General features: G+C 65.2%; 18 protein-coding genes. 8 read left to right on the top strand and 10 right to left on the bottom strand.

What is annotated here, in order from left to right:
* The first annotated feature begins 30 nt into the window (after positions 1–30).
* The gene (locus tag ACJRPG_RS13965) at positions 31–1389 is read left to right on the top strand and encodes a diguanylate cyclase (RefSeq protein WP_408000699.1); all 1359 of its coding nucleotides are present in this window, start codon (positions 31–33) and stop codon (positions 1387–1389) included.
* A 63-nt stretch (positions 1390–1452) separates the two neighbouring features.
* Here ACJRPG_RS13965 and ACJRPG_RS13960 read toward each other — a convergent pair whose 3' ends face one another.
* Genes ACJRPG_RS13960 through ACJRPG_RS13950 form a run of 3 tightly spaced genes read right to left on the bottom strand, consistent with a single transcriptional unit; the run spans position 1453 to position 6197 of the window.
* Complete coding sequence (locus ACJRPG_RS13960) at positions 1453–3015, bottom strand: FGGY-family carbohydrate kinase (RefSeq protein ID WP_408000698.1); 1563 nt, start codon at positions 3013–3015, stop codon at positions 1453–1455.
* Positions 3016–3024: 9 nt separating this feature from the next.
* Positions 3025–4599, bottom strand: coding sequence for a glycerol-3-phosphate dehydrogenase/oxidase (locus tag ACJRPG_RS13955; protein WP_408000697.1), 1575 nt, complete (start codon positions 4597–4599; stop codon positions 3025–3027).
* Complete coding sequence (locus ACJRPG_RS13950) at positions 4596–6197, bottom strand: FAD-binding oxidoreductase (protein ID WP_408000696.1); 1602 nt, start codon at positions 6195–6197, stop codon at positions 4596–4598. The genes ACJRPG_RS13955 and ACJRPG_RS13950 overlap by 4 nt, the downstream gene beginning before the upstream one ends.
* 66 nt (positions 6198–6263) lie before the next feature.
* Between ACJRPG_RS13950 and ACJRPG_RS13945 the strand changes: the two genes are divergently transcribed.
* Entirely contained in the window at positions 6264–7313 is a 1050-nt protein-coding gene (locus ACJRPG_RS13945) for an AraC family transcriptional regulator (RefSeq protein ID WP_408000695.1), read from the top strand.
* Here ACJRPG_RS13945 and ACJRPG_RS13940 read toward each other — a convergent pair.
* The 4 genes from ACJRPG_RS13940 to ACJRPG_RS13925 are packed head-to-tail and all read right to left on the bottom strand — an operon-like array spanning position 7306 to position 12543.
* Positions 7306–7743, bottom strand: a complete 438-nt coding sequence (locus ACJRPG_RS13940; RefSeq protein WP_408000694.1) for a hypothetical protein — start codon at positions 7741–7743, stop codon at positions 7306–7308. The two genes, ACJRPG_RS13945 and ACJRPG_RS13940, sit on opposite strands and share 8 nt — an antisense overlap.
* 45 nt (positions 7744–7788) lie before the next feature.
* Positions 7789–8316 (bottom strand): SRPBCC family protein, encoded by a 528-nt coding sequence (locus tag ACJRPG_RS13935; protein WP_408000693.1) that lies wholly within the window; start codon positions 8314–8316, stop codon positions 7789–7791.
* Between the two features lie 38 nt (positions 8317–8354).
* The gene (locus tag ACJRPG_RS13930) at positions 8355–11171 is read right to left on the bottom strand and encodes a M16 family metallopeptidase (RefSeq protein WP_408000692.1); all 2817 of its coding nucleotides are present in this window, start codon (positions 11169–11171) and stop codon (positions 8355–8357) included.
* Entirely contained in the window at positions 11092–12543 is a 1452-nt protein-coding gene (locus ACJRPG_RS13925) for an MFS transporter (protein WP_408000691.1), read from the bottom strand. Before ACJRPG_RS13925 ends, ACJRPG_RS13930 begins: the two co-directional genes overlap by 80 nt.
* Before the next feature lie 107 nt (positions 12544–12650).
* Between ACJRPG_RS13925 and ACJRPG_RS13920 the strand changes: the two genes are divergently transcribed.
* The 4 genes from ACJRPG_RS13920 to ACJRPG_RS13905 are packed head-to-tail and all read left to right on the top strand — an operon-like array spanning position 12651 to position 15998.
* A complete protein-coding gene (locus ACJRPG_RS13920; RefSeq protein ID WP_408000690.1) occupies positions 12651–13526 on the top strand; it encodes a LysR family transcriptional regulator in 876 nt (291 codons plus the stop codon).
* A gap of 15 nt (positions 13527–13541) precedes the next feature.
* Positions 13542–14375, top strand: coding sequence for an MlaE family ABC transporter permease (locus ACJRPG_RS13915; protein ID WP_408000689.1), 834 nt, complete (start codon positions 13542–13544; stop codon positions 14373–14375).
* A 7-nt stretch (positions 14376–14382) separates the two neighbouring features.
* On the top strand, positions 14383–15330 hold the full coding sequence (locus ACJRPG_RS13910; RefSeq protein ID WP_408000688.1) for an MlaD family protein: 948 nt from the start codon (positions 14383–14385) through the stop codon (positions 15328–15330).
* Positions 15327–15998 (top strand): hypothetical protein, encoded by a 672-nt coding sequence (locus tag ACJRPG_RS13905; RefSeq protein WP_408000687.1) that lies wholly within the window; start codon positions 15327–15329, stop codon positions 15996–15998. Before ACJRPG_RS13910 ends, ACJRPG_RS13905 begins: the two co-directional genes overlap by 4 nt.
* 6 nt (positions 15999–16004) lie before the next feature.
* On the opposite strand, the gene ACJRPG_RS13900 is transcribed toward ACJRPG_RS13905, so the two are convergent.
* Genes ACJRPG_RS13900 through ACJRPG_RS13890 form a run of 3 tightly spaced genes read right to left on the bottom strand, consistent with a single transcriptional unit; the run spans position 16005 to position 18133 of the window.
* Complete coding sequence (locus ACJRPG_RS13900) at positions 16005–17255, bottom strand: DEAD/DEAH box helicase (RefSeq protein ID WP_408000686.1); 1251 nt, start codon at positions 17253–17255, stop codon at positions 16005–16007.
* Positions 17256–17302: 47 nt separating this feature from the next.
* Positions 17303–17692, bottom strand: a complete 390-nt coding sequence (locus ACJRPG_RS13895) for a VOC family protein (RefSeq protein ID WP_408000685.1) — start codon at positions 17690–17692, stop codon at positions 17303–17305.
* A 39-nt stretch (positions 17693–17731) separates the two neighbouring features.
* Positions 17732–18133 (bottom strand): hypothetical protein, encoded by a 402-nt coding sequence (locus ACJRPG_RS13890; RefSeq protein ID WP_408000684.1) that lies wholly within the window; start codon positions 18131–18133, stop codon positions 17732–17734.
* A 79-nt stretch (positions 18134–18212) separates the two neighbouring features.
* Between ACJRPG_RS13890 and ACJRPG_RS13885 the strand changes: the two genes are divergently transcribed.
* Both ACJRPG_RS13885 and motA read left to right on the top strand, forming a co-directional pair.
* Positions 18213–18572, top strand: a complete 360-nt coding sequence (locus ACJRPG_RS13885) for a MerR family transcriptional regulator (protein WP_408000683.1) — start codon at positions 18213–18215, stop codon at positions 18570–18572.
* 125 nt (positions 18573–18697) lie between these two features.
* The gene (motA, locus tag ACJRPG_RS13880) at positions 18698–19558 is read left to right on the top strand and encodes a flagellar motor stator protein MotA (RefSeq protein ID WP_408000682.1); all 861 of its coding nucleotides are present in this window, start codon (positions 18698–18700) and stop codon (positions 19556–19558) included.
* Positions 19559–19621 lie beyond the last annotated feature (63 nt).

Raw genomic sequence — 19621 nt, 5'->3', positions numbered from 1 at the left:
CTTCCCGGTAGTCAACTTGCACAGGACAACATGAATCTCGGTAGCACCCGTTACGCTCCCCGGCGCGACGCCGCGATCCTGATCGTGGACGATGCCCCGGACAACCTGAGCGCCCTGCGAAAGCTGATGGTCGAACAAGGCTATCAGACTTTTGTGGCGAACTCGGGGGAGCGCGCGCTGCAACTGGCGCGGCGGGTGCATCCCGACCTGATCCTGCTCGACGTGGTGATGCCTGGCATCGACGGCTTCGAAACCTGCCGCCAGCTGAAGGCGCATCCGGTCACGCAGCGCATTCCGGTGGTGTTCATGAGCGCCCGCACCGAGACCGAAGACGTGGTGGCCGGCTTTGACCTGGGCGCCGTCGATTACATCACCAAGCCGCTGCGCATGGCCGAAGTGTGCGCCCGCGTGCGCACCCAGCTGCAGATCCGCGCCAGCTCGGAAACGCAGCAGGAACAGGCCGAGCGCCTGCGCACCATCGTCAATAATATGGCGGAGGGCCTGATGATCATCGAGGCCAATGGGCGCATCCAGTTCACCAATCCGGCCTGCGACGGCTACCTGGGGTACGACGCCCACGAGCTGGCGGGCAAATACATCTCCGAGATGCTGAATCCCCTGGTAGCGCAGGAATACCTGGAATATTTTGCGCGCTACGCGGCCAATCCGGAGACGGCGCACAGCCATGGCACGCGCGAAGTCATCATCCGCCACAAGCTGGGCACCTCGGTCTGCATGGACCTGACGCTGACGCCGATGTTCCTGCGCCAGCCGCTGTTCATCGGCCTGCTGCACGACATCACGCACCACAAGCTGTCGGAAGATGCGCTGCAGCGCGCCGCCATGGTGGATCCGCTGACCAAGATCGCCAACCGCCGCCACTTCGACAGCTTCCTGGAGAAGGAATGGCAGCGCGCCATCCGCACCGGTTCGCCGCTGTCGCTGGTGGTGCTGGATGTGGACCACTTCAAGCTGTACAACGACACGCTGGGCCATGCGGCGGGCGACGTCTGCCTGCAGGAAGTGGCGCAGGCCATCAGCTCGCACGCCCTGCGCGTGACCGACATCGCGGCGCGCTACGGCGGCGAGGAATTCGTGCTGCTGTTCGCGGAAACGGATGCCGAAGCGGCCACCATGCTGGCCGAATCGGTGCGCGCCCACGTCGAAGGGCTGCAACTGCCGCATCCGCGCTCCCTGACCTCGGCCTGGATCACGGTCAGCATCGGGGTGGCGACCATCGTCCCAAGCCAGCTCGATAACATCGAAACGCTGTTCGTGGCCGCCGACCGCGCCATGTACGTGGCCAAGGAAGAAGGCCGCAACCAGGTCCGCGTCACCCGCCCCGGCAGCGCCGCCATGGACGCCATCAAGGCCGTCATCTCGACCTGATCCCACTGCTGAGCCCGCAACCTGACACCATGGGGTCTGGCCCCATGGTGTCAGGTTGCGGGCTCAGCTGGTTTGCGGGTAGCCGGTGATGTCGGCGATGTCTTCGTACATCGGCTGCAGGCGTTTGTACATTTTCAGGTAGACGCGGCGATAGAGTTCATCGTAGGTTTTGCGGTGCGCCGGGTCGGGTGTGAAGACGCGGCCCTGCCGGGTCATGGCCTGGATCGCGGCGCTGAAGTCCGGGTAGGCCCCAATGCCCACTGCGCCCGCGATGGCCGCGCCCAGGCCCGACGCTTCATACACATGGGCGCGCGCCGCGGGCAAGCCGAAGATGTCCGCCGTGAGCTGCATTGCCGCATCGCTTTGCGAGCCGCCGCCCGCAACACGCAGTTCCGTAATCCTGGTGCCGCTGCGCTGTTCGATGCGCTCCCTGCCCTCGCGCAGCGCATAGGCCAGGCCCTCCAGGATCGCGCGGTACATATGGGCGCGCGTATGCACATCGCCAAAGCCGATCATCGCGCCCTTCGCCTCCGGCCCCGGAACGCGCACGCCCGGACTCCAGTAGGGCTGCAGCATCAGGCCCATGGAGCCGGGCGGCACGGCATTCACAAGCTGGTCGAACAGCGCTTCGGCGCTCATCCCCCGCGTCTGCGCAGCCGCCTGTTCGCGGTCGCCGAACTGCTCCTTGAACCAGTTGACCATCCAGTAGCCGCGGAAAATCTGCACCTCGGTGTTGTACGCGCCCGGGATGGCGGCGGGATATGGCGGTATGAAGGGCGTCACTTCAAGGTATTTGCATGTGGTGGTATTGATGGTGGCCGTGGTGCCGTAGCTCAGGCAGCCGATATGCGGCGCCAGGCCGCCGATGCCGATGACCTCGCAGGCCTTGTCGGCTGCGGCGGCAATCAGCGGCAGGCCTTGCGGAATACCGGTGGCTAGCGCCGCTTCCGGCGTAATGCTGCCGATGACGCTGCCCGCCTGCACCAGGTCCGGCAGCATGGCGGGCTTGATGTGCAGTGCCTGCCATTTCCAGTCGCGGCGGCCCGCCCAGCGGTGCTTCTTATAGTCGAAAGGCAGGTAGGCCACCTGGGAACCCACCGAGTCGGCATAACGCCCGCTGAGGCGAAAGTTCAGGAAGCCGGACAGCAACAGGAACTTGTGCGTGCGCTGCCAGATATCCGGCTGCTCGTTGGCGATCCAGTTGATCTCGGCCTCGCGCTGGAAGTAGCGTATGGTGCCGTCCACGCGCGCCAGCCTGAAAGCCGCCTTCCACAGGGGCCCAAGCGGGGGCAACTGCTCCGTGCGCCGCTGGTCCAGCCATGTGATGGCGGGCCGCAGCGGCAGTCCCTTGCCATCGACGTTGATGACCGTGCCGCGCTGCGTGGTGACAGCCACGGCGCGCACCCGCTCCCGCACGGCGCCCGGCATCGCCCACAGCTGCCGGCAGGCCTCGCATACCGCCTCCCAGTAGCCCTCCGCGCTGTGCTCCGCCCAGCCGGGATAGTCGGAATAATAGGCCTGCAAATGCACCTGCGCCTTGGCGACCAGCTGTCCCTGCAGGTCGAACAGCAGGGCGCGGACGCTCTGCGTCCCATTGTCAATGGAGAGGATGTAGTCGTCGGCCATATGTCTCGTCTAGTCTCGCTCTGATGGCAAGCTGTAATGTGCCTTGCATAATGCCAGATAAGCGGCCTGCTCGGCAGCCCAGCGCTGGTCGTCCCAGCCCAGCTCGTGCTGACAGATTTCACGCACGCGCTGCAAAATTGCAGCGCCGCCTTCGGGCAACAGGATGCCGAGGCGGGTGCGGCGCAACAGCAGGTCTTCCAGGTGCTGCACCGATTCATGCCGCGCCGCCCAGCGCAGCTCCGCCCATGCAGTGCTGGTGGCGCCGATGGTTTCCAGTTCGCCGTCCTGCGCCGCATCGAGCAGGGCCTGGGCGTCTGCGCCATAGCGGCCCTGCAGGCGCCGCGCCAGTCCCTGCGCCAGCTGCATCCCGCGGCGCAAGGGAGGTACCGGCGCGAAGATCGGCTGCCGCTTCCGGCTTTGCCGCCAGCCCGGCAGCGCGGGACGCGCGGCGCGCAAAGCGTCCAGTGCGATGCTGCGGAAGGTGGTCAGCTTGCCGCCGGTGACGGTCAGCATGCCGTCTTCCAGCCACAGTGCATGGTCGCGCGCCTCCTTCGACGGATCGGCCTGGCCGGTATCGATGACCGGACGCACGCCTGCATAGGCGGCAATGATGTCGCCGGCCACAATCCCCTGCTCCGGGAACTGCCAGTGCAAGGCCGCGAGCAGGTAGTCGAGTTCCTGCTGCGTGATGGCCGGTTCCTGCTGCAAACCTGCCTTGTGATCGACATCCGTTGTGCCGACCAGGGTGACGCCCTCCCAGGGATAAGCGAAGACCGGACGCCCGTCCTGCGGATGCATCAGGCTCACGGCCTGCGCCAGCGGCAGCCGCCAGGAAGGCAGCACCACATGGCTGCCGCGCAGCGGCCGCAGGCGCGGCGCCGCACCGTTTGCCTGCTTGCGCAGCTGGTCGGCCCAGGCGCCGGTGGCGTTGACCGTCAGCCTGGCGCGCACCGCATGCTGCGCGCCGGTGATGCGGTCGCCGAGCAACGCTCCGCTGACACGCGCCCCGTCACGCTGGAGGCTATCGACGCCGAGATAGTTGATGGCGACGCCGCCGCACTGCCGCGCCTCCTGCAGCACACGCAGCACCAGCCGCGCATCGTCGGTCTGTGCGTCGCTGTAGCAGATGCCGCCGCGCAGGCCGTCGCGCCGGATATGGGGCGCCATCGCGGTGAATTCGTCCAGCTGGTGGTAATGGCGTGCGCGCTGCCCGGCCATGCGGTCGTAGATGGCAAGACCCAGCAGCATCGATGCCCTGCCCGGCTTGCGCCCCTCGTAGTCGCCAAAGGCAAAACCCTGCGGTTCCACCAGTCCCGCCGCCTCGCGCAGCAGCGCTTCGCGCTCCCGGACGGATTCGTGCGTCAGCCGGAACTGCCCCTGCTTCAGGTAGCGCAAGCCGCCGTGCACCAGCTTCGAGGAGCGGCTCGACGTCCCCCAGGCAAAGTCGCGCTGCTCCACCAGCAAGGCCTGCAGGCCGCGCCGTGCCGCTTCCAGCAGAATGCCCGCGCCGGTAATGCCGCCGCCGACGATCAGCAGGTCCCATTCACGGCCGTGCACTTCTGCCATGCCGCTGCGCGTATTCATCTGCCGTCTCCCAGCAATTTACCGGGATTCATCAGGCGTTCGGGATCGAAGTGGCGGAACAGGGCCTGCATGGCCGCCACGCCTTCCGCGCCCTTCTCCGCCTCCAGATAAGGCGCGTGATCCGAACCCACGCCGTGCTGGTGGCTGATGGTTCCTCCATTCTCCACGATCGCCAGGCTGACGGCATGTTTCATCGCCCGCCAGCGCGCCAGATCCTGTTCGAAATTACCGGCCAGCCGGAAGATGAAGGTGGTATAGACGCTCGCCCCCTGGGCATACACATGCGACAGGTGGGTGTAGCAGTGAACCCGTTCGCCCTGTGCAGCCAGGGCCTCGCGGCCCGCAGCCTCCACTGCGCGCATCATGGTGCTGACGCGCGGCCAGTCGGCAGCTGTTTCAACCGTGTCGATGGCGTAGCCATGTATCCACGCAGTGTTACGCAGGTAAACGTTGCGAAAACGCCCGTGCTGCCATTTTTCGCCCAGCTTGCGGCCGAGGTGCACACCGCGCTCGCTGCGACAGAAAGCCAGCGCGGTACGCAGGGCGGCCTTGGCCTGGGTGCGCCGGCCGCTGAGCCCAAGCAGCAGCATGCATTTTTCCTCGCCACAGCCGCGCAGTCGCAGCCAGCCTTCCAGCAGCGAAACCGCCGTCCTGCGGCCGGCTTGCGCCAGCATCGTCTCGGTTTCCACGGCATTCGACAGGCGCAGCATCGACAGGCCGGGCCGCGCCTGCGCCATCTTGCGCATGGCGCGCTCGCCGCTCTCCCAGTCCGGGAAGAACACAGCATGGAAGGCCTCGAAAGCCGGCACCGGCGTCACCCGCACTGTGGCTTCCGTGAGGATGCCCATGCGCCCCTCGGAACCCAGCACCATCTCGCGCAGGTCGGTTCCTGCCGCCGATGCGGGGAAAGCGGGAATATGCAGGCTGCCCACCGGTGTTTCGACGGTGCCGCCTGCGAACATCTGCTCGATCCTGCCATAGCGCAGCGACTGCTGGCCCGATGACCGGGTAATGATCCATCCGCCCAGCGTGGAATACTCAAACGACTGTGGGTAGTGGCCGAGGATATAGCCGTGCGCACGCAGCTGCGCCTCCAGGTCCGGCCCGAACACGCCTGCGCCGAACGTGGCGAGCTGCGCTTCCTTGTCCAGACCCAGCATGCGCGACATGCGCGTCGTGTTCACCGACAGCACCGGCCGCCCATGGCCTTGCGCAGTGAGATGGCCGGCAACGCTGGTGCCGCCGCCGTGCGGAATCAGCGCTACGCCATGTTCGGCCGCATAAGCCAGCAGCTCGCGCACGTCGGCGCCGTTCTCGGGAAAGGCGACGCCATCCGGCGCGGCATCGATCCGCCCATAGCGCAGGCGCAGCCAGTCAGGCAGGCTCTGTCCCAGCGCATTCCGCAGGCGGATGGCGGGCCGGGTGTCGATCAGCCGGTGCGGCGGCAGGCGCGAGCTGCCCAGTGCCGCGCAAGCCTGTTCGAACGAGGCATCCGTCGGCGCCTGGCCTCGCCCGATACGGCTGGCGAGAAACGCCAGCGCATCCGCATTCAGCGGATAGTCAATTGCCTCATCACCCCAACCGTTCCAACGCCGCATAGCTGCCCCATCGTTATATACTGACAAGAGATTAAGTCAGCGGCGTGCAGCCGGTCTTGCGTTTTCATGCCAAACACCTTGTTCGATCATGCCAGTGCCGCCCGCCGTGTCGCGGGCTCCTACCTCCAGCCGCTGCTGGATGCTGCTGCAGAACGCGGCGTGAGCCCTGCGGCGCTGGAGACGGCAGCGTGCCTCCCGCCCGGCAGCCTCCACCCGCTGCCCGATTCCCTGCCTGCGGACAGCTACGTCGCCCTGCTCGACACCGCCGCCACGCTTACACAGGACGGCCATTTCGGCCTGCACGTCGGCGAACGGGTCAAGCTGGGCACCTACAGCGTCTACGGCCTGATCCTGCTGAGCTGCCGCGATTTCGGCCAGGCGCTGGAACAGACCATCCGCTATGAGCAGCTGGCGCACGACCTCGGCCGCTCCAGCGTCCAGCTCAAGGGGGATGTAGCGGAATACGGCTGGCACAGCAACTACCCGCCGCATCACCGTCATCTGGTGGACAGCGTCTTTGCGGGTATCCGCACTTTCGGCAACTGGCTGGCGGGCACGTCCCTGCCGCCCGGCTCCCTGAGCTTCATGCACGATGGCGGCGATCCCGCGGGACATGCGGAATACGCACGCATTCTCGGCACAACGCCACGCTTCAACGCGGCCAGCAACACCGCATGCGTGGATGCTGCAATGCTCGCCTGGCCGGTGCCAAATGCCGACGTCAGCCTCTACCCGGTTTTGCAGCAGCATGCGGAGGTGATGCTGCAGAAACGCAGCGCCAATGCGGCCGGTATCGTGGCCCAGGTGCAGGCCTGCATGGCGCGCGGCCTGTCGCAGGGCCAGACGCGGCTGGCGGCGGTGGCGGCGCAACTGGAGCTCACTCCGCGCACGCTGCAGCGCAAACTGGCCGATGCCGGCGCCAGCTTCCAGCAGGTGCTGGACAGCACCCGCTTCAGCATGGCGAAGGATTATCTGGCGCAGCCCGGCCTCAGCCTTGTGGACATTGCCTTCCTGCTGGGCTACCAGGAACAGAGCGCCTTCAACCACGCCTTCCGCGAATGGGCGGGCATCAATCCGGGCGCCTGGCGCGAAGGACAGCGGGGCCCGCTCAGGTAGATGCGCTGCCGCGCACGCGGATGAAGGGGCCGATGCAGGCGCGCGTATCGCGCTGATAGCACATGAGGAACATATTGCCGCTGCCATGGAACAGCAGGTAGTTGGTGGCGGACTGGCCCACCTTCATCGTGTTGCCGCTGCAATCGAGCTTGCCGTTGTTCTTGGTGATGGTGTCCTGGGATTTGTAGAAGCCTTCGGCGTCCGGCTGGTCGTCGATGGTAAAGCGCGTCTCGGAGATCTCTTCCGCGCTGGTGACAAGCGTAGTGCCATCGGCGCGGATGCGGTAGGTTTCCTCGCATGAACCGTCCGGCAGTTCGAGCTTCCAGATCCCGACAATAGGATGATCGCTGCGCACCGGGTCGGCAGACGCAGGGGAAGCGGAGACAAGGACGCCGGCGAACAAGGCCAACTGGCAAAAAAGGGACCGCATGAAAACCTCGCTGAGATGGTCTTTTTACCAGTATAGCGCTGCGCCTTATTTTTCCGCGACTTCCTTGAGCTGGGCCAGTCCTTTTTCAAAGTCGCGGCCAACCATGGTGTCGATGCTGACAAAGACTGTCATCAGCTTGCTCATGAAGGGCATGGGGCCCGTCATGGTCCACGTCACCTGCGTGCCGTCGGCCTGCGGCTGCAACGCGAAGACCGTCGTATTGCTGGTGGCGAAAGGCTCGATGAAGTCGAGCTTGATGGCCACCTTCGATGGCGGGGTGTGCTCGGTGATTTCCATGCGGCCCTTGCCCACATCGCTATTCCCGCTCCAGCCATACACGGCGCCTTTGCCGGATGCTGCGCCCTCGAAGCTGCGGTTCATGTTCGGATCCAGTTTTTCCCACGGCGACCATGTTTGCCATCGGTGGAAATCATCCAGATAGCCCATGATTTTTTCCGGCGGCGCCTTGATGGTGGCACTGCGCTGCACGGTGAAGCTGTCCGGCTTCATCAGCGCCAGCCCCAGGATCACGGCAACGATCACTGCCAGGCCAATCAGGATTTTCTTGAACATGACGTCCCCTCCTCTTTGTTAGTATGGGGTCAAGACTATCACGGGGCCGGCGCCTCCGGATAGAGCACCACCTGCACATAATTTTCAAAGTCGAAATAGCGGCTGGCGGCGTCCTTGATGTCGGCCGCCTTGACTGCGTCCACCCGCTCGCCATATTGCAGGATGGTCTCTGGCGCGATGCCGTTCAGGTAGGCGCCCTGAAAGTAGTTCAGCCAATAGCCGTTCTCGCGCATGGAACGGCGGTGATTGGTGGTCCAGTTCTGCTTCACTTTCTCCAGGTCGCCCGCTTCCGGTCCTTGCGCCTGCAGCTTGCGGATTTCCGCGAATGCAGCTGCAATCACCTTCTCCACATTCTCGGGACCGCAAGGCAGCGACAGCGTAATCGCATAGTTACCGTAAGGGAGCTTGCTCAGTGTGCCCTGCGAACCGCCGCCGTAAATCAATCCCATCTGCTCGCGCAGCACTTCGGTGAGCTTGATGTTCAGCACCTCCAGCATGGCCTGCAGCCTCACCTGCTCCTGCTGCGAATACGCTGCATCGCCGGCGAAGGTAATGGAGATATTGCTCTTGGCCTCGCGCCCGCGCCGCACTTCCTTCTTCACCACGCCGCGCACCGGCCGCACGCCGGGGTCGCGGAAGGTCGTGGCGATGTCGCCCGCCGGCAGGCTGGCGATGTACGTGGCAATGAGAGGCTTTACCTTCTCGACATCGAAGCTGCCCACCAGGAAGAGCGTCCAGCCCTTGGCGCTGCCGAAGCGCTGGCGGTAAATATCGGCCACGCGGTCCAGCTGCACCTTGTCGAAATCGTCCACCCGCGGCGCGCGCGGCACCCGGGGATGGTTGTTGAACAGGGTGGCCCCCACGGTATCGGCGAATACGGCCTCCGGACGCGCCAGGCTGTTCCTGGCGACGTCGCGCTGCTTGGCAAGGAAGGACTCGAACAGGGCCGGGTCGATGCGTGGGTGCATCAGGCGCGCATAGAGCAGCTGCAGCATGGTTTCGATGTCCGCGCTGCCTGAAGTGCCGCCAAGCGCTTCCGAGATGCCGCTCAGCGACACGGCGGCATTCACGCTGCGCCCCGCCAGAATCTTCTGCAGGTCCAGCGGCGAGTAATCCAGGGTCCCCATCAGCGCCATCGCGGCACTGGCGTAGCGCGCGTTGAAGATATCCTTATCGTCGAACAGGGACTGGCCGCCGAGCCGCACGGCGCCCAGCAGCACCTGGTCGTTGCGGAAGTCGGTCGGCTTCAGCACAACATGGACGCCATTCCCCAGCAGCAGCTCCGTGGTGCCCAGCGGCTGGTTGACTGTTTCGCTGACGATCTTGCCTGGTTTCGGCGGCTCCTCCATCAGTTTGGTGCCATACACCTTGTCTTCGCGCGCGGTGAGCGTGGTCTTGCGTGCCGCGTCCACGGCGGCCAGCAGCTCAGCCGGCACCGGAGCCGGTACATCCGGGCTGTCCACGCCCATATAGACCACCAGCTTGGCATCTTCGGCAGGGATGGCCTTGCGTACGGCCGCATTCACCTCGTCCAGCGTAATCCCGGGCACGAGCTGGCTCGCATAGCGGTATTCGTTTTCGATGCCGGGAATCGCCTCGCCTTCGAGGAAGTTGCGCAGGTATTCCGAGGCGTACATGCGCGAGTCGCTCTTATCGCGCTCATTATGCGCACGCTCCACATTGCGCAGCAGGGTGCGCTTCGCACGTTCCAGCTCGGATGCCGTGAAACCGAACTGGCGTGCACGTTCGTTTTCCTGCACCAGCGCATTGATGGCAGGCGTGGCCCCGCCCTTGCCCAGCATCGCGGTCACATTGAAGGAACGGTAGCCGCGCACCACCTTGCTCATGCCGCTGCCGCCCTGGATGAAAGGCGGGTCGGCGCGCTGGGTGAGTTCCGCCATGCGGGCGCTCAGCATCATGCCGGACAGCTGCTCGATCAGGTCCGAGCGGTAGCCCAGCAGCGTGGTGCTTTCCGTGCGGGGCACGATGGGATAACGGATCAGCAGCATATTGCCGCTGGCTTCGCGGTCGCGCAGCACCAGCACATCGGACTTGGTCCGCTCCGGAATCTCCGCATAGATGCGGGGACGCGGCTGCACCGGATTTTTGAGCTGCCCGAAGTGCTGCTGGATCAGTTTCTCCGCATCCGCAGGTTCGATATCGCCAACGGCAATCACCGCCATCAGGTCCGGGCGGTACCAGTCCTTGTAGAAGCGGCGGATCGCATCGGGCTTGAACGTGCGCAGCACATCGGCCTTGCCGATCGGCAGCCGCTCGGCATAGCGCGAGCCGTTGAACATGCGCGGCAGCAGCAGCTTGTTCATGCGGTCATTGGCGCCCTTGCCCAGCCGCAGTTCCTCCAGCACGATACCGCGCTCGCTTTCGATGTCGGCATCGTTGAACTGCACGCCCTGCGCCCAGTCCTGCAGCACGAGGAAGCCCTTTTCGATGTTCTCCCGCTTGTCGGTAGGGATGGGGAGGATATAGACCGTTTCGTCGAAGCCCGTATAGGCGTTCAGGTCCGCGCCGAACTTGATGCCGATGGACTGCAGGTAGGACACCAGCTCATGGCGCTTGAAATTGGTGGAGCCGTTGAAGGCCATATGCTCGGTGAAGTGCGCCAGCCCTAGCTGGTCCTCGTCTTCAAGAATCGAGCCGGCCTTCACCACCAGCCGCAATTCGAGTTTCTTTTCCGGACGTCCGTTCTTCTGGATGTAATACGTCAGGCCGTTGGCCAGCTTGCCGACTTTGACGTAGGGAGCGACGGGCAGGGTTTCATCGAGCGGCGCCGCCCTTGCCGGAGCCAGGAAGGAAAGACTGAGCAGCGCAATGGCGACCAGGCGAACGAAGGTCATAAGGTCTCTGAGTGATGTCATTTTCGTACGATACACCAGATTCCGGGTTGCGCGGCTCCCGAATTCTGCGGTAGACCAGCAGGCCGGCCAGCACGTAGGCAATGGTGATAGCGCCAAAGCTGAATGCCAGGCGCTGGTCCCAGGCCGGCAGCAGGTGCAGCGCCGTGCCCACGGCAGCCACGCCGACCAGTGCGCCCACCTGGCGGTTCGCGTTCAACGCTGCGGAGGCAGTGTTCGCGTAGCTGCGACCGGCGGCCCTGATCACCGTCGTCGTCATGGCCGGAATGGCCAGGCCGATGGCGAAGAACAGCAGCACGCAGCCGGACATCACCAGCGCGAGCGGCGTGGCGCCATCCGCCCCTGCCAGCAACGCAGCGCACAGGGCCGCCAGCCCTAGTCCACCCAGCAGGGGCAAGCGCACGCCGAAACGCTCGATAACGCGGCCCGCCGCAAAATTGGTGACGGTGCTCGCCACCATGGTCGGCATCAGCTGCAGTCCCGTCTCCAGGGCGCTGGCGCCATGCGCCTGCTGCAGGAAAAGGCTGAGGAGAAAAAGCTGGCCGAATACCCCGAAGTTGATCAGGAAGCCGGTGCCGATGGCGGCGCTGAAGCCGGGCCGCTGCAACAGGCCGCGCGGCAGGACAGGATGCGCCGCCACGCGCTCGCGCCGCAACAGCGCCAGCGCCAGCACTGCGGCGGCCAGCGCCGCGGCAATCACGCCGCGGTTCTGCCATCCCAGCACCGGGCCTTCGATCAGCACATAGCTCAGGGCCGCCAGTGCCAGGGCGCCCATGCCATGGCTGGCGAGCGGCATGGCGCGCACCTGTGCGGACGGCGCAACGATCAGCATTCTGGCCATGGCAATGCCGGCCAGGCCCACCGGAACGTTCAGCCAGAAGATGGAGCGCCAGCCGAAAGCCTGCACCAGGGCGCCGCCCAGCAGCGGCCCGCAGGCCGCCGCGCAGCCCACGATGGCCGACCACACGGCCACCATGCGCGCCCGCCGCCCCTCGTCGCCCGCAGCGTGGGTCAGCAGGCTCAGGGAACTGGGCATGAACAGCGCCGCGCCAAGCCCTTGCAGCAGGCGCGCGGCCACCAGCATATTTGCATCGGGCGCGAGCGCGCAGCCGATGGAACCCAGCAGGAAGACCGCCAGCCCGCTTTCATAGACGGTCTTGGGCCCGTAGCGGTCCGCCAGGCCGCCGCCGGCCAGCAGCAGGGCTGCAAAGGTCAGGGTGTAGCCGTCCAGCACCCAAACCAGCCCTTCCAGCGGCGCATGCAGGTCGGCGGCGATATCGGACAAGGCCGTGTTCACGGCCGTAACGTCCAGCATGGCCATCACAAAACCGATGGCGAGGGTCAGCAGCAGCATGATGCATCCTTGATCTATGTCCTGATGCGATCTTAGCCAGCTTGCATGATGCAGTAAATCTGCATAACATCGGCACATCGATGCAAAAATGCATCACGGAGAGCGGCATGGACTGGGATAACGCACGTATTTTTCTGGGCATCTACCGCGCCGGCACGCTGCGCGGCGCTGCGGCGCAGCTGGCCATCGACCAGGCCACGGTCGGGCGCAGGCTTGGCGCCATGGAAAAATCGCTCAATGCCCGCCTCTTCCTGCGCACGCCGAACGGCTATGTAGCCACGCCCGCCGGTGAAACCGCGGCACGCTCCGCCGAGCTGATGGAACAGGCCGCGCACCAACTGCAGCGCGAAATGCAGGGCATCGACAACCGCCTGTCCGGTACGGTGCGGGTGACGACGACGGATACCATGGCCGTCCATTTCGTGATGCAGGCCATGGCCCGGCTGCACGAGCGGCATCCGGAGATCCAGGTGGCGCTGAACGTGGGCACGCAGGTCAGCAGCCTGACCCGGCGCGAAGCCGACCTGGCCGTGCGTACCGCCCGTCCCGGCAGCCCGGACCTGATCTCGCGCCACCTGGCCCGCCGCGGCGCCGGCCTGTATGCCACCAGGGCCTACCTGGCCCAGCGTGGCGTGCCGGAACCCGGCACCGGTCTCGCGGGGCACGACATTGTTATCTACGAGGCCGGCATCGCGCCGCGCCAGGCCGAAAAGCTGGGCGGCGAACCGGTGCATAACGCCCGCGTCGTGATGACGGTGAATACGGGCCTGATGCTGCTGGAAGCCACCCGGGCGGGCATCGGCATCGGCGAACTGCCCACCCATATGGCCGACGCGGACCCGCAGCTGGTACGCATCTGGCCGGAACGCAAGCACCAGTACGATATGTACCTGGTGATGCACAGCGACCTGAATCGCAGCGCAAGAGTGCGCGCCGTGGCGGACGCCATCATCGAATCCGTGCCCGGCCAGTTCCAGAAGTGATGCTAAGATCACAATATGGTCACACACGCATCAACCTTCCTGCCGCTGCAGCGGCTGCACCGCGCGGCGATGGCATGGCTCACCAGCTGGTGGCGCCTGATCCACTTCGCAGGCCTGCTGCTGTTCCGCGCCGTCGCACCGTCCAGCTACCGCCGGGATAACCGCTATGCGCTGGCCCATCACCTGGTGCTGGCCACCGCGCCCAACCTGTTGTGGTTCTCCGTGCTGTCGGCCCTGATCAGCCTTGTCATCATCCGCATTGTGGTGGTGACGGCCGCCAGCTATGGCCTGTCCGGCTACGCGCTGGAGATGGTGGTGCGGGTACTGGTGCTGGAGCTGATTCCGCTGACTGCCGCGCTGTTTGTGGCTTTGCGCAGCACCCTGCCGGCCTCCGTCGAATTTGCCCAGATGCGGGTAGCGGCGGCCGCCGCGGCGCCCGCCGGATCAGCCGGCGAGCTGCCTTCGCGTTCGGCCGTGCTGCGCACCGAGTTCTATCCGCGCGCCGCAGCGGGTATGTTCGCCGTGTGGATGCTGGCCGCTGTGAGCTGCGTGCTGACACTGGTGCTGGCCTACCTCAGCATCTACGGCTTCACGCCATGGGCGCTGCCGGGCTATACGCGGGTGGTAGGCCAGATCTTCAATCCCGCCGTGGCGCTGATCCTGATGCTCAAGATCGTGTTCTTCAGCCTTGCCGTCAGCATCATTCCGCTGGCCTCCGCCTTCTACGACGAGGCCGCGAATCCTTTCCTGCACCGCCACCGCGCCACGCACGGCCTGGCAGACATGGTGCGCATGTTCTCCGTGCTGCTGTTGATCGAAGCAGCTTCACTGATGGGCAACTACTACTGACATCATCATGAACGAAACCACTACGGCACAGTCTCCCGTGCGCAACGCCGAAATCAAGGCGGCCCTGCTGCTGATCTTCATGGCCGCCTTGATCGTGGGCGTTGTCGTCTACCTGATGTATGCGCGCGGCGCCTTCGAGGCAACCCAGAGGCTGGTGCTCACCGCCGACGATTCGGAAGGCGTTACCGTTGGCATGGACGTGACCTTCGCCGGCTTCCCTATCGGCCGGGTGCAGCGCATCGAGCTTGGCCGCGACGGCAAGGCGCGCGTGCTGGTCGATGTGCCCACCAAGGACGCGCACTGGCTGCGCACCAGCAGCATCTTCACGCTGGAAAAAGGCATCGTCGGCGGCGCCAGGCTGCGCGCCTTTACCGGCATCCCGACCGACCCGCCGCTGCCGGACGGCGCGGAACGCGGCATCCTCGTCGGCGATGCCGCGGCGGAGATCCCGCGCCTGCTCTCTGCCGCCCGCGATGTGCTGGCCAATATTTCGGCGCTCACCGCGAATGACTCCGCCCTGGGCAACAGCCTGCGCAATGTGCAGGGCGTGACGGAGCGGCTGAATGGCCCCGGCGGCGCAATGGGGCTGATCGCAGGCGAAGACCGCAAGGCGCAGGAACTGCTGCGCAATGCGAACTCGCTGATCGTCAAGGCCGATGCGCTGGTTGGCAATGCGGACCGCCGCGTCTTCGGCCAGGCCGGCATCGCCACCGATGCGCAGGCGGCCATCGTGCAGCTGAACGGATTGCTGGCCGATGCCCGCACCAGCCTCAAGAAGATGGACGCGGTGCTGGTGGAAGCGCAGGCCGTTGGCGCCAACGCGCGCGTGGCAACGGAAGACCTGGGCGCCCTGCGCGCCGACATCGACAGCAATCTGCGCCGCATCGAACAGCTGGTGAACGAAATCAACCGCAAATGGCCATTCAAACGCGAAACGGAGATCAAGCTGCCATGATGACCCGCCATATCCTGATCGCGCTCGCTTCCACAGCTGCCCTTGGCGCCTGCAGCAGCGGCCCGCCCGTCCCCGACTGGAAGATGAATGCGCAGGACTCGCTGAAGCGCGCCACGGACGCCTATATGGACGGCAAGCCGCAGATCGAAAAGAACGAATTTGCCCGTGCCCGTTCGGAGATTGCGAGCACCGGCAAGATGGATCTGCTGATCCGGGCCGAACTGATTCGCTGCGCGGCGCGCGCTGCTTCGCTGGACTTCGAGGAATGCAGCGGTTTTGCAGCGCTGCGCGCCGACGCCTCGCCGGAAGATACGGCCTATGCCGAATATCTCGCCGGCCGCGCGGGGCCTGCCGATGCAGCCCGGCTGCCCGAACCGCAGCGCGCTGTGCTTGCAGCAGGGAGCGATACCGCGGCCGCGGCAGCAGCAAAGGCGATTGCCGATCCCATGTCGCAGCTGGTGGCCGCCGGCGCCCTGTTCAAGGCCAACCGCGCCACCCCGGAGCTGGCCGCCATGGCGGTTGACACGGCATCGGCCCAGGGCTGGCGCCGTCCTTTGCTGGCCTGGCTGAATGTGCAGGCGATGCGCGCCGACAAGGCGGGCGATACGATGGAAGCCGAACGCCTGCGGCGGCGGATTGCCGTCGTCGAAAGCTCGGCCAGGCGCTGAAGCGCTTCAGCTTTTCGGCTGCGCGGCCAGTGCCGCTGCCTCGCGCAGCTTGTCTTTCTTGCTCTTGCGGTGGCCCTTGACGCCGCCATTCGGGTCCGACACGGGCGATGCCGCCGCCTGCTGCACCGGCTCGAAACCCGCAACGCGCTCGCGCGGCACGCGCTTCTTCTGACGGTTCTCGATCAGGCGGAAGTGGCCCTCGGTCTCGGCGCTGACGAAGCTCACGGCAATGCCGCTGGCGCCGGCGCGGCCCGTGCGGCCGATGCGGTGCGTGTAGTCCGCCGGCGAACGCGGCAGGTCGTAGTTGACGACGACCGGAAGCTCGGCGATATCGATGCCGCGCGCCGCAACGTCGGTCGCCACCAGCACCTGCAGGCGGCCGGACTTGAAGTCTGCCAGCACTTCGGTGCGGGCGCCCTGGCTGAAATCGCCATGGAAGGCTTCCGCCCGCACACCGTTCCGCCGCAGCTTGTCCGCCACGTGTTCCGAAGCGTATTTGGTGGCGACGAATACCAGCACCCTGCTCCACTTCTCCTGCCTGACCAGCTGCTTCAGCAACTGCGTGCGGCGCGGCGCATCAACTTCGATCGCGCGCTGCAGGATATCCGGCTCGTGCGCAGCGTCGGCCGAGGCTTCGATGCGCACCGGTTCGCGCAGCAGGCGGGATGCCAGCGCCTGTACGGCGGGGGGAAAGGTCGCGGAGAAGAACAGGTTCTGGCGCTGCGCCGGCAGCTTGCCGAGGATCTTCGCGATCTCCTCGCTGAAACCCATATCGAGCAGCTTGTCCGCCTCATCCAGCACCAGCACGGCGGTGCGGTCGACTTTCAGCGCGTTGTGCTCGAGCAGGTCGAGCAGGCGCCCCGGCGTGGCCACCATGATGTCGGTGCCGCCGCGCAGCGCCATCATCTGCGGATTGATCGACACGCCGCCAAAGGCGATTGACACCTTGACCGGCTGCGGCAGCTGCTGCACCAGCTTGCGGATCGCTTCGCCCACCTGCGTGGCCAGTTCGCGCGTGGGCACCAGCACCAGGCCGTACAGGCCAGTCCGTTCGCGCTTGGCGCCGAGCAAGGCGTGCAGCATCGGCAGCGCGAATGCTGCAGTTTTGCCTGAGCCGGTCTGGGCGGAACCCAATACGTCGGCGCCGCGCAGCGCTGCGGGAATGGCGGCGGCCTGGATGGCGGTCGGGGTCTCATAACCGATCTGCGTGACCGCATCGGCAAGGGCAGGAGCGAGGCCCAGGGTGGCAAAGGACATAATCTGCGGTTCTATCAATCAAGGCCGCAGTATAGCAACCCTCGGCCTCACATCCCTACGTCGCCATAAGGCCCGGCAATCACGACCACATAACCGTCCGGGTCGCGCAGCCATAGTTCGCGGTGCTGGGCATTGGTATTTTCCTTCGGGCCTTCCAGCACCGTGGCGCCGGCGCCGATGGCCCGCTCCACCGCGGCATCGAAATCCTCGGTCCAGAACCAGAGCAAGGCGCCGTTGCCGTAGGGCCGCTGTCCGGGATCGCCCAGGTAGGGGTGATGATGTGCGTCCCAGCGGTGCAGCTGGAGCACGAGCCGGCCTTCGAACACCAGCTGCTCATATTCATGGCCGCCGTGCGCGCTTTTCAGTCCGAGCGCCGACTGGTACCAGCGGCTGGACGCTTCGACATTGCTGACGGCGATCAGTGGTTGCGCTTGCATAGCCCCTCCTTCTGCTCATCGGACGAACAGCATACACCTCTACGCTGCGTTCGGGCGCCGGGGTAGCCACTGCACCACGCCCCAGCTGAATTCGGGAATGAGGAAGCACCACAGCAGCGGCGCCTGCGTCTGCGCCAGCGCCCATGCCATCCAGGCGCTGAACAGGAAGCGCGCAACACCGTCGAAACGGCCGTAGCGCGGCTGCGGGTCGCTCAGGCGCAGCACCGACCAAACCAGGACCACGCTGCCCAGCAGGCAGGCAAACAGTATGTGGAAAGGCCCGAAGGCCGGCAAAGCCTCGCCGCCCAGCGCCATGTTCAGCGTGGACAGGTGGTCGCGCACCAGCGCGAAGGTCCACGGCGTGGCAAACGGCGCGGTCAATAACAGGTCATACAGGGCGCTGGACCATACTATGCGGCGTTGCGCGATGGCGGAAATCATGGGGAACTCCATAAAATGAACATGCAGCGATGCTAAAGCCTGGAGTACACTCCATGGTCAAGCACAAAATGGAGCCGCCATGCAGATCGGGGAAATCGCCGCCGCAACCGGCATCAGCCGGGATACCTTGCGCTTTTACGAAAAGCGCGGCCTGCTGCGCACGCGCCGCAACGCCAACGGCTACCGCGACTATCCGCCCGAATCGGTGGACTGGCTGCGCTATATCCGCACGGCGCAGGCCCTTGGCTTCAGCCTGGCGGAGATTGAAGCGGACCTGCCGCTGCTGGCCGATCCGGAAAATTCGTCGGCCGCGCTGCGCGAAGCGCTGGGCCGAAAGCTGGATGAAATCGACCGCCGCATCAGCGGACTGCAGGCGCTGCGCGGCGAACTGGCGAGACGGCTCGACGACAGCATGGCCGCGTGTCCGCTGCGCCCCTGAGCGGCAGCACCTGCTGCATTTTGGCCGCTTTAAATCGCCGATACCGGCACAAAGTCCCCAACTTCCCCGGAAAAACGGTTAATATTGCTGGATAGCATCTTTTTGCCGATGGACTGGAGAGTAATGTGCTGGTGATTTTCGGATTTATCGTTGTCATGGCATCGGTGCTGGGCGGCTTCGCCCTGCAAGGCGGCCATCTGGCCGCGCTGTTTCAGCCCACCGAACTACTGATGATTGGCGGCGCCGCGCTTGGCGCCTTCTTCGTCGCCAATGACAGCAAGGCGATCAAGGCCACCTTCAACGCCATCCCTACCCTGTTCCAGACCTCGCGCTACACCAAAACCATGTATATGGACCTGATGTCGCTGCTGTTCGAGCTGCTGACCAAGGTGCGCAAGGAAGGCCTGATGTCGGTGGAGGTGGACGTGGACGAGCCCTACGAGAGCCCGATCTTCACGCGTTATCCGCGCATCATCGAAGACGGCCATATCCTCGAATTCATCACCGACTACCTGCGCCTGATGATCTCGGGGAATATGGACGCCTTCCAGATCGAGAACCTGATGGACAACGAGATCGAAACACATCACGAAGACGCCGAGCTGCCGGTCAACACCATCCAGCACATGGCCGAATCGATGCCCGCCTTTGGCATCGTGGCGGCGGTGGTCGGCGTGGTGCACACCATGGCTTCGGTCGGCCTGCCGCCGGCGGAACTGGGCGTGCTGATTGCCGCCGCGCTGGTCGGCACCTTTATCGGCATCCTGCTGTCCTACGGCTTCGTGGGTCCGGTAGCCCAGCTGCTGCGCCGCAAATACCAGGAACAGGCCAAGATGTACCAGTGCGTGAAGGTCACGCTGCTGGCCAGCCTGAATGGCTACGCCCCGGCCCTGTCGGTGGAATTCGGCCGCAAGGTGATCTCGGCAACCGAGCGCCCATCCTTCATGGAGCTGGACAAGCAGGTGCGTACCGTGAAGGTGAAGTAAGCCACGGAGGGAAACGGCGCCGGCTTCACGCTATAATGGGAGGCTATACAGCCATGCCTTATC

Origin of the sequence: Pseudoduganella rhizocola, from assembly GCF_045984285.3 — a bacterium.
GTDB lineage: Bacteria > Pseudomonadota > Gammaproteobacteria > Burkholderiales > Burkholderiaceae_D > Rugamonas.
Note: the sequence above shows the minus strand (reverse complement) of the source record. Positions and strands in the feature narration are given on the sequence as shown.

Bases quoted from the DNA above. Each gene is read 5' to 3' on its own strand.
- ACJRPG_RS13960 (WP_408000698.1), bottom strand. From the start codon at position 3,015: ATGGCCGACGACTACATCCTCTCCATTGACAATGGGACGCAGAGCGTC.
- ACJRPG_RS13945 (WP_408000695.1), top strand. From the start codon at position 6,264: ATGCCAAACACCTTGTTCGATCATGCCAGTGCCGCCCGCCGTGTCGCG.
- ACJRPG_RS13950 (WP_408000696.1), bottom strand. From the start codon at position 6,197: ATGCGGCGTTGGAACGGTTGGGGTGATGAGGCAATTGACTATCCGCTG.
- ACJRPG_RS13925 (WP_408000691.1), bottom strand. From the start codon at position 12,543: ATGCTGCTGCTGACCCTCGCCATCGGTTTTGTGATGGCCATGCTGGAC.
- ACJRPG_RS13920 (WP_408000690.1), top strand. From the start codon at position 12,651: ATGGACTGGGATAACGCACGTATTTTTCTGGGCATCTACCGCGCCGGC.
- ACJRPG_RS13940 (WP_408000694.1), bottom strand. From the start codon at position 7,743: ATGCGGTCCCTTTTTTGCCAGTTGGCCTTGTTCGCCGGCGTCCTTGTC.
- ACJRPG_RS13900 (WP_408000686.1), bottom strand. From the start codon at position 17,255: ATGTCCTTTGCCACCCTGGGCCTCGCTCCTGCCCTTGCCGATGCGGTC.
- ACJRPG_RS13915 (WP_408000689.1), top strand. From the start codon at position 13,542: ATGGTCACACACGCATCAACCTTCCTGCCGCTGCAGCGGCTGCACCGC.
- ACJRPG_RS13935 (WP_408000693.1), bottom strand. From the start codon at position 8,316: ATGTTCAAGAAAATCCTGATTGGCCTGGCAGTGATCGTTGCCGTGATC.
- ACJRPG_RS13885 (WP_408000683.1), top strand. From the start codon at position 18,213: ATGCAGATCGGGGAAATCGCCGCCGCAACCGGCATCAGCCGGGATACC.
- ACJRPG_RS13890 (WP_408000684.1), bottom strand. From the start codon at position 18,133: ATGATTTCCGCCATCGCGCAACGCCGCATAGTATGGTCCAGCGCCCTG.
- ACJRPG_RS13910 (WP_408000688.1), top strand. From the start codon at position 14,383: ATGAACGAAACCACTACGGCACAGTCTCCCGTGCGCAACGCCGAAATC.
- ACJRPG_RS13930 (WP_408000692.1), bottom strand. From the start codon at position 11,171: ATGACCTTCGTTCGCCTGGTCGCCATTGCGCTGCTCAGTCTTTCCTTC.
- ACJRPG_RS13965 (WP_408000699.1), top strand. From the start codon at position 31: ATGAATCTCGGTAGCACCCGTTACGCTCCCCGGCGCGACGCCGCGATC.
- ACJRPG_RS13895 (WP_408000685.1), bottom strand. From the start codon at position 17,692: ATGCAAGCGCAACCACTGATCGCCGTCAGCAATGTCGAAGCGTCCAGC.
- ACJRPG_RS13905 (WP_408000687.1), top strand. From the start codon at position 15,327: ATGATGACCCGCCATATCCTGATCGCGCTCGCTTCCACAGCTGCCCTT.
- ACJRPG_RS13955 (WP_408000697.1), bottom strand. From the start codon at position 4,599: ATGAATACGCGCAGCGGCATGGCAGAAGTGCACGGCCGTGAATGGGAC.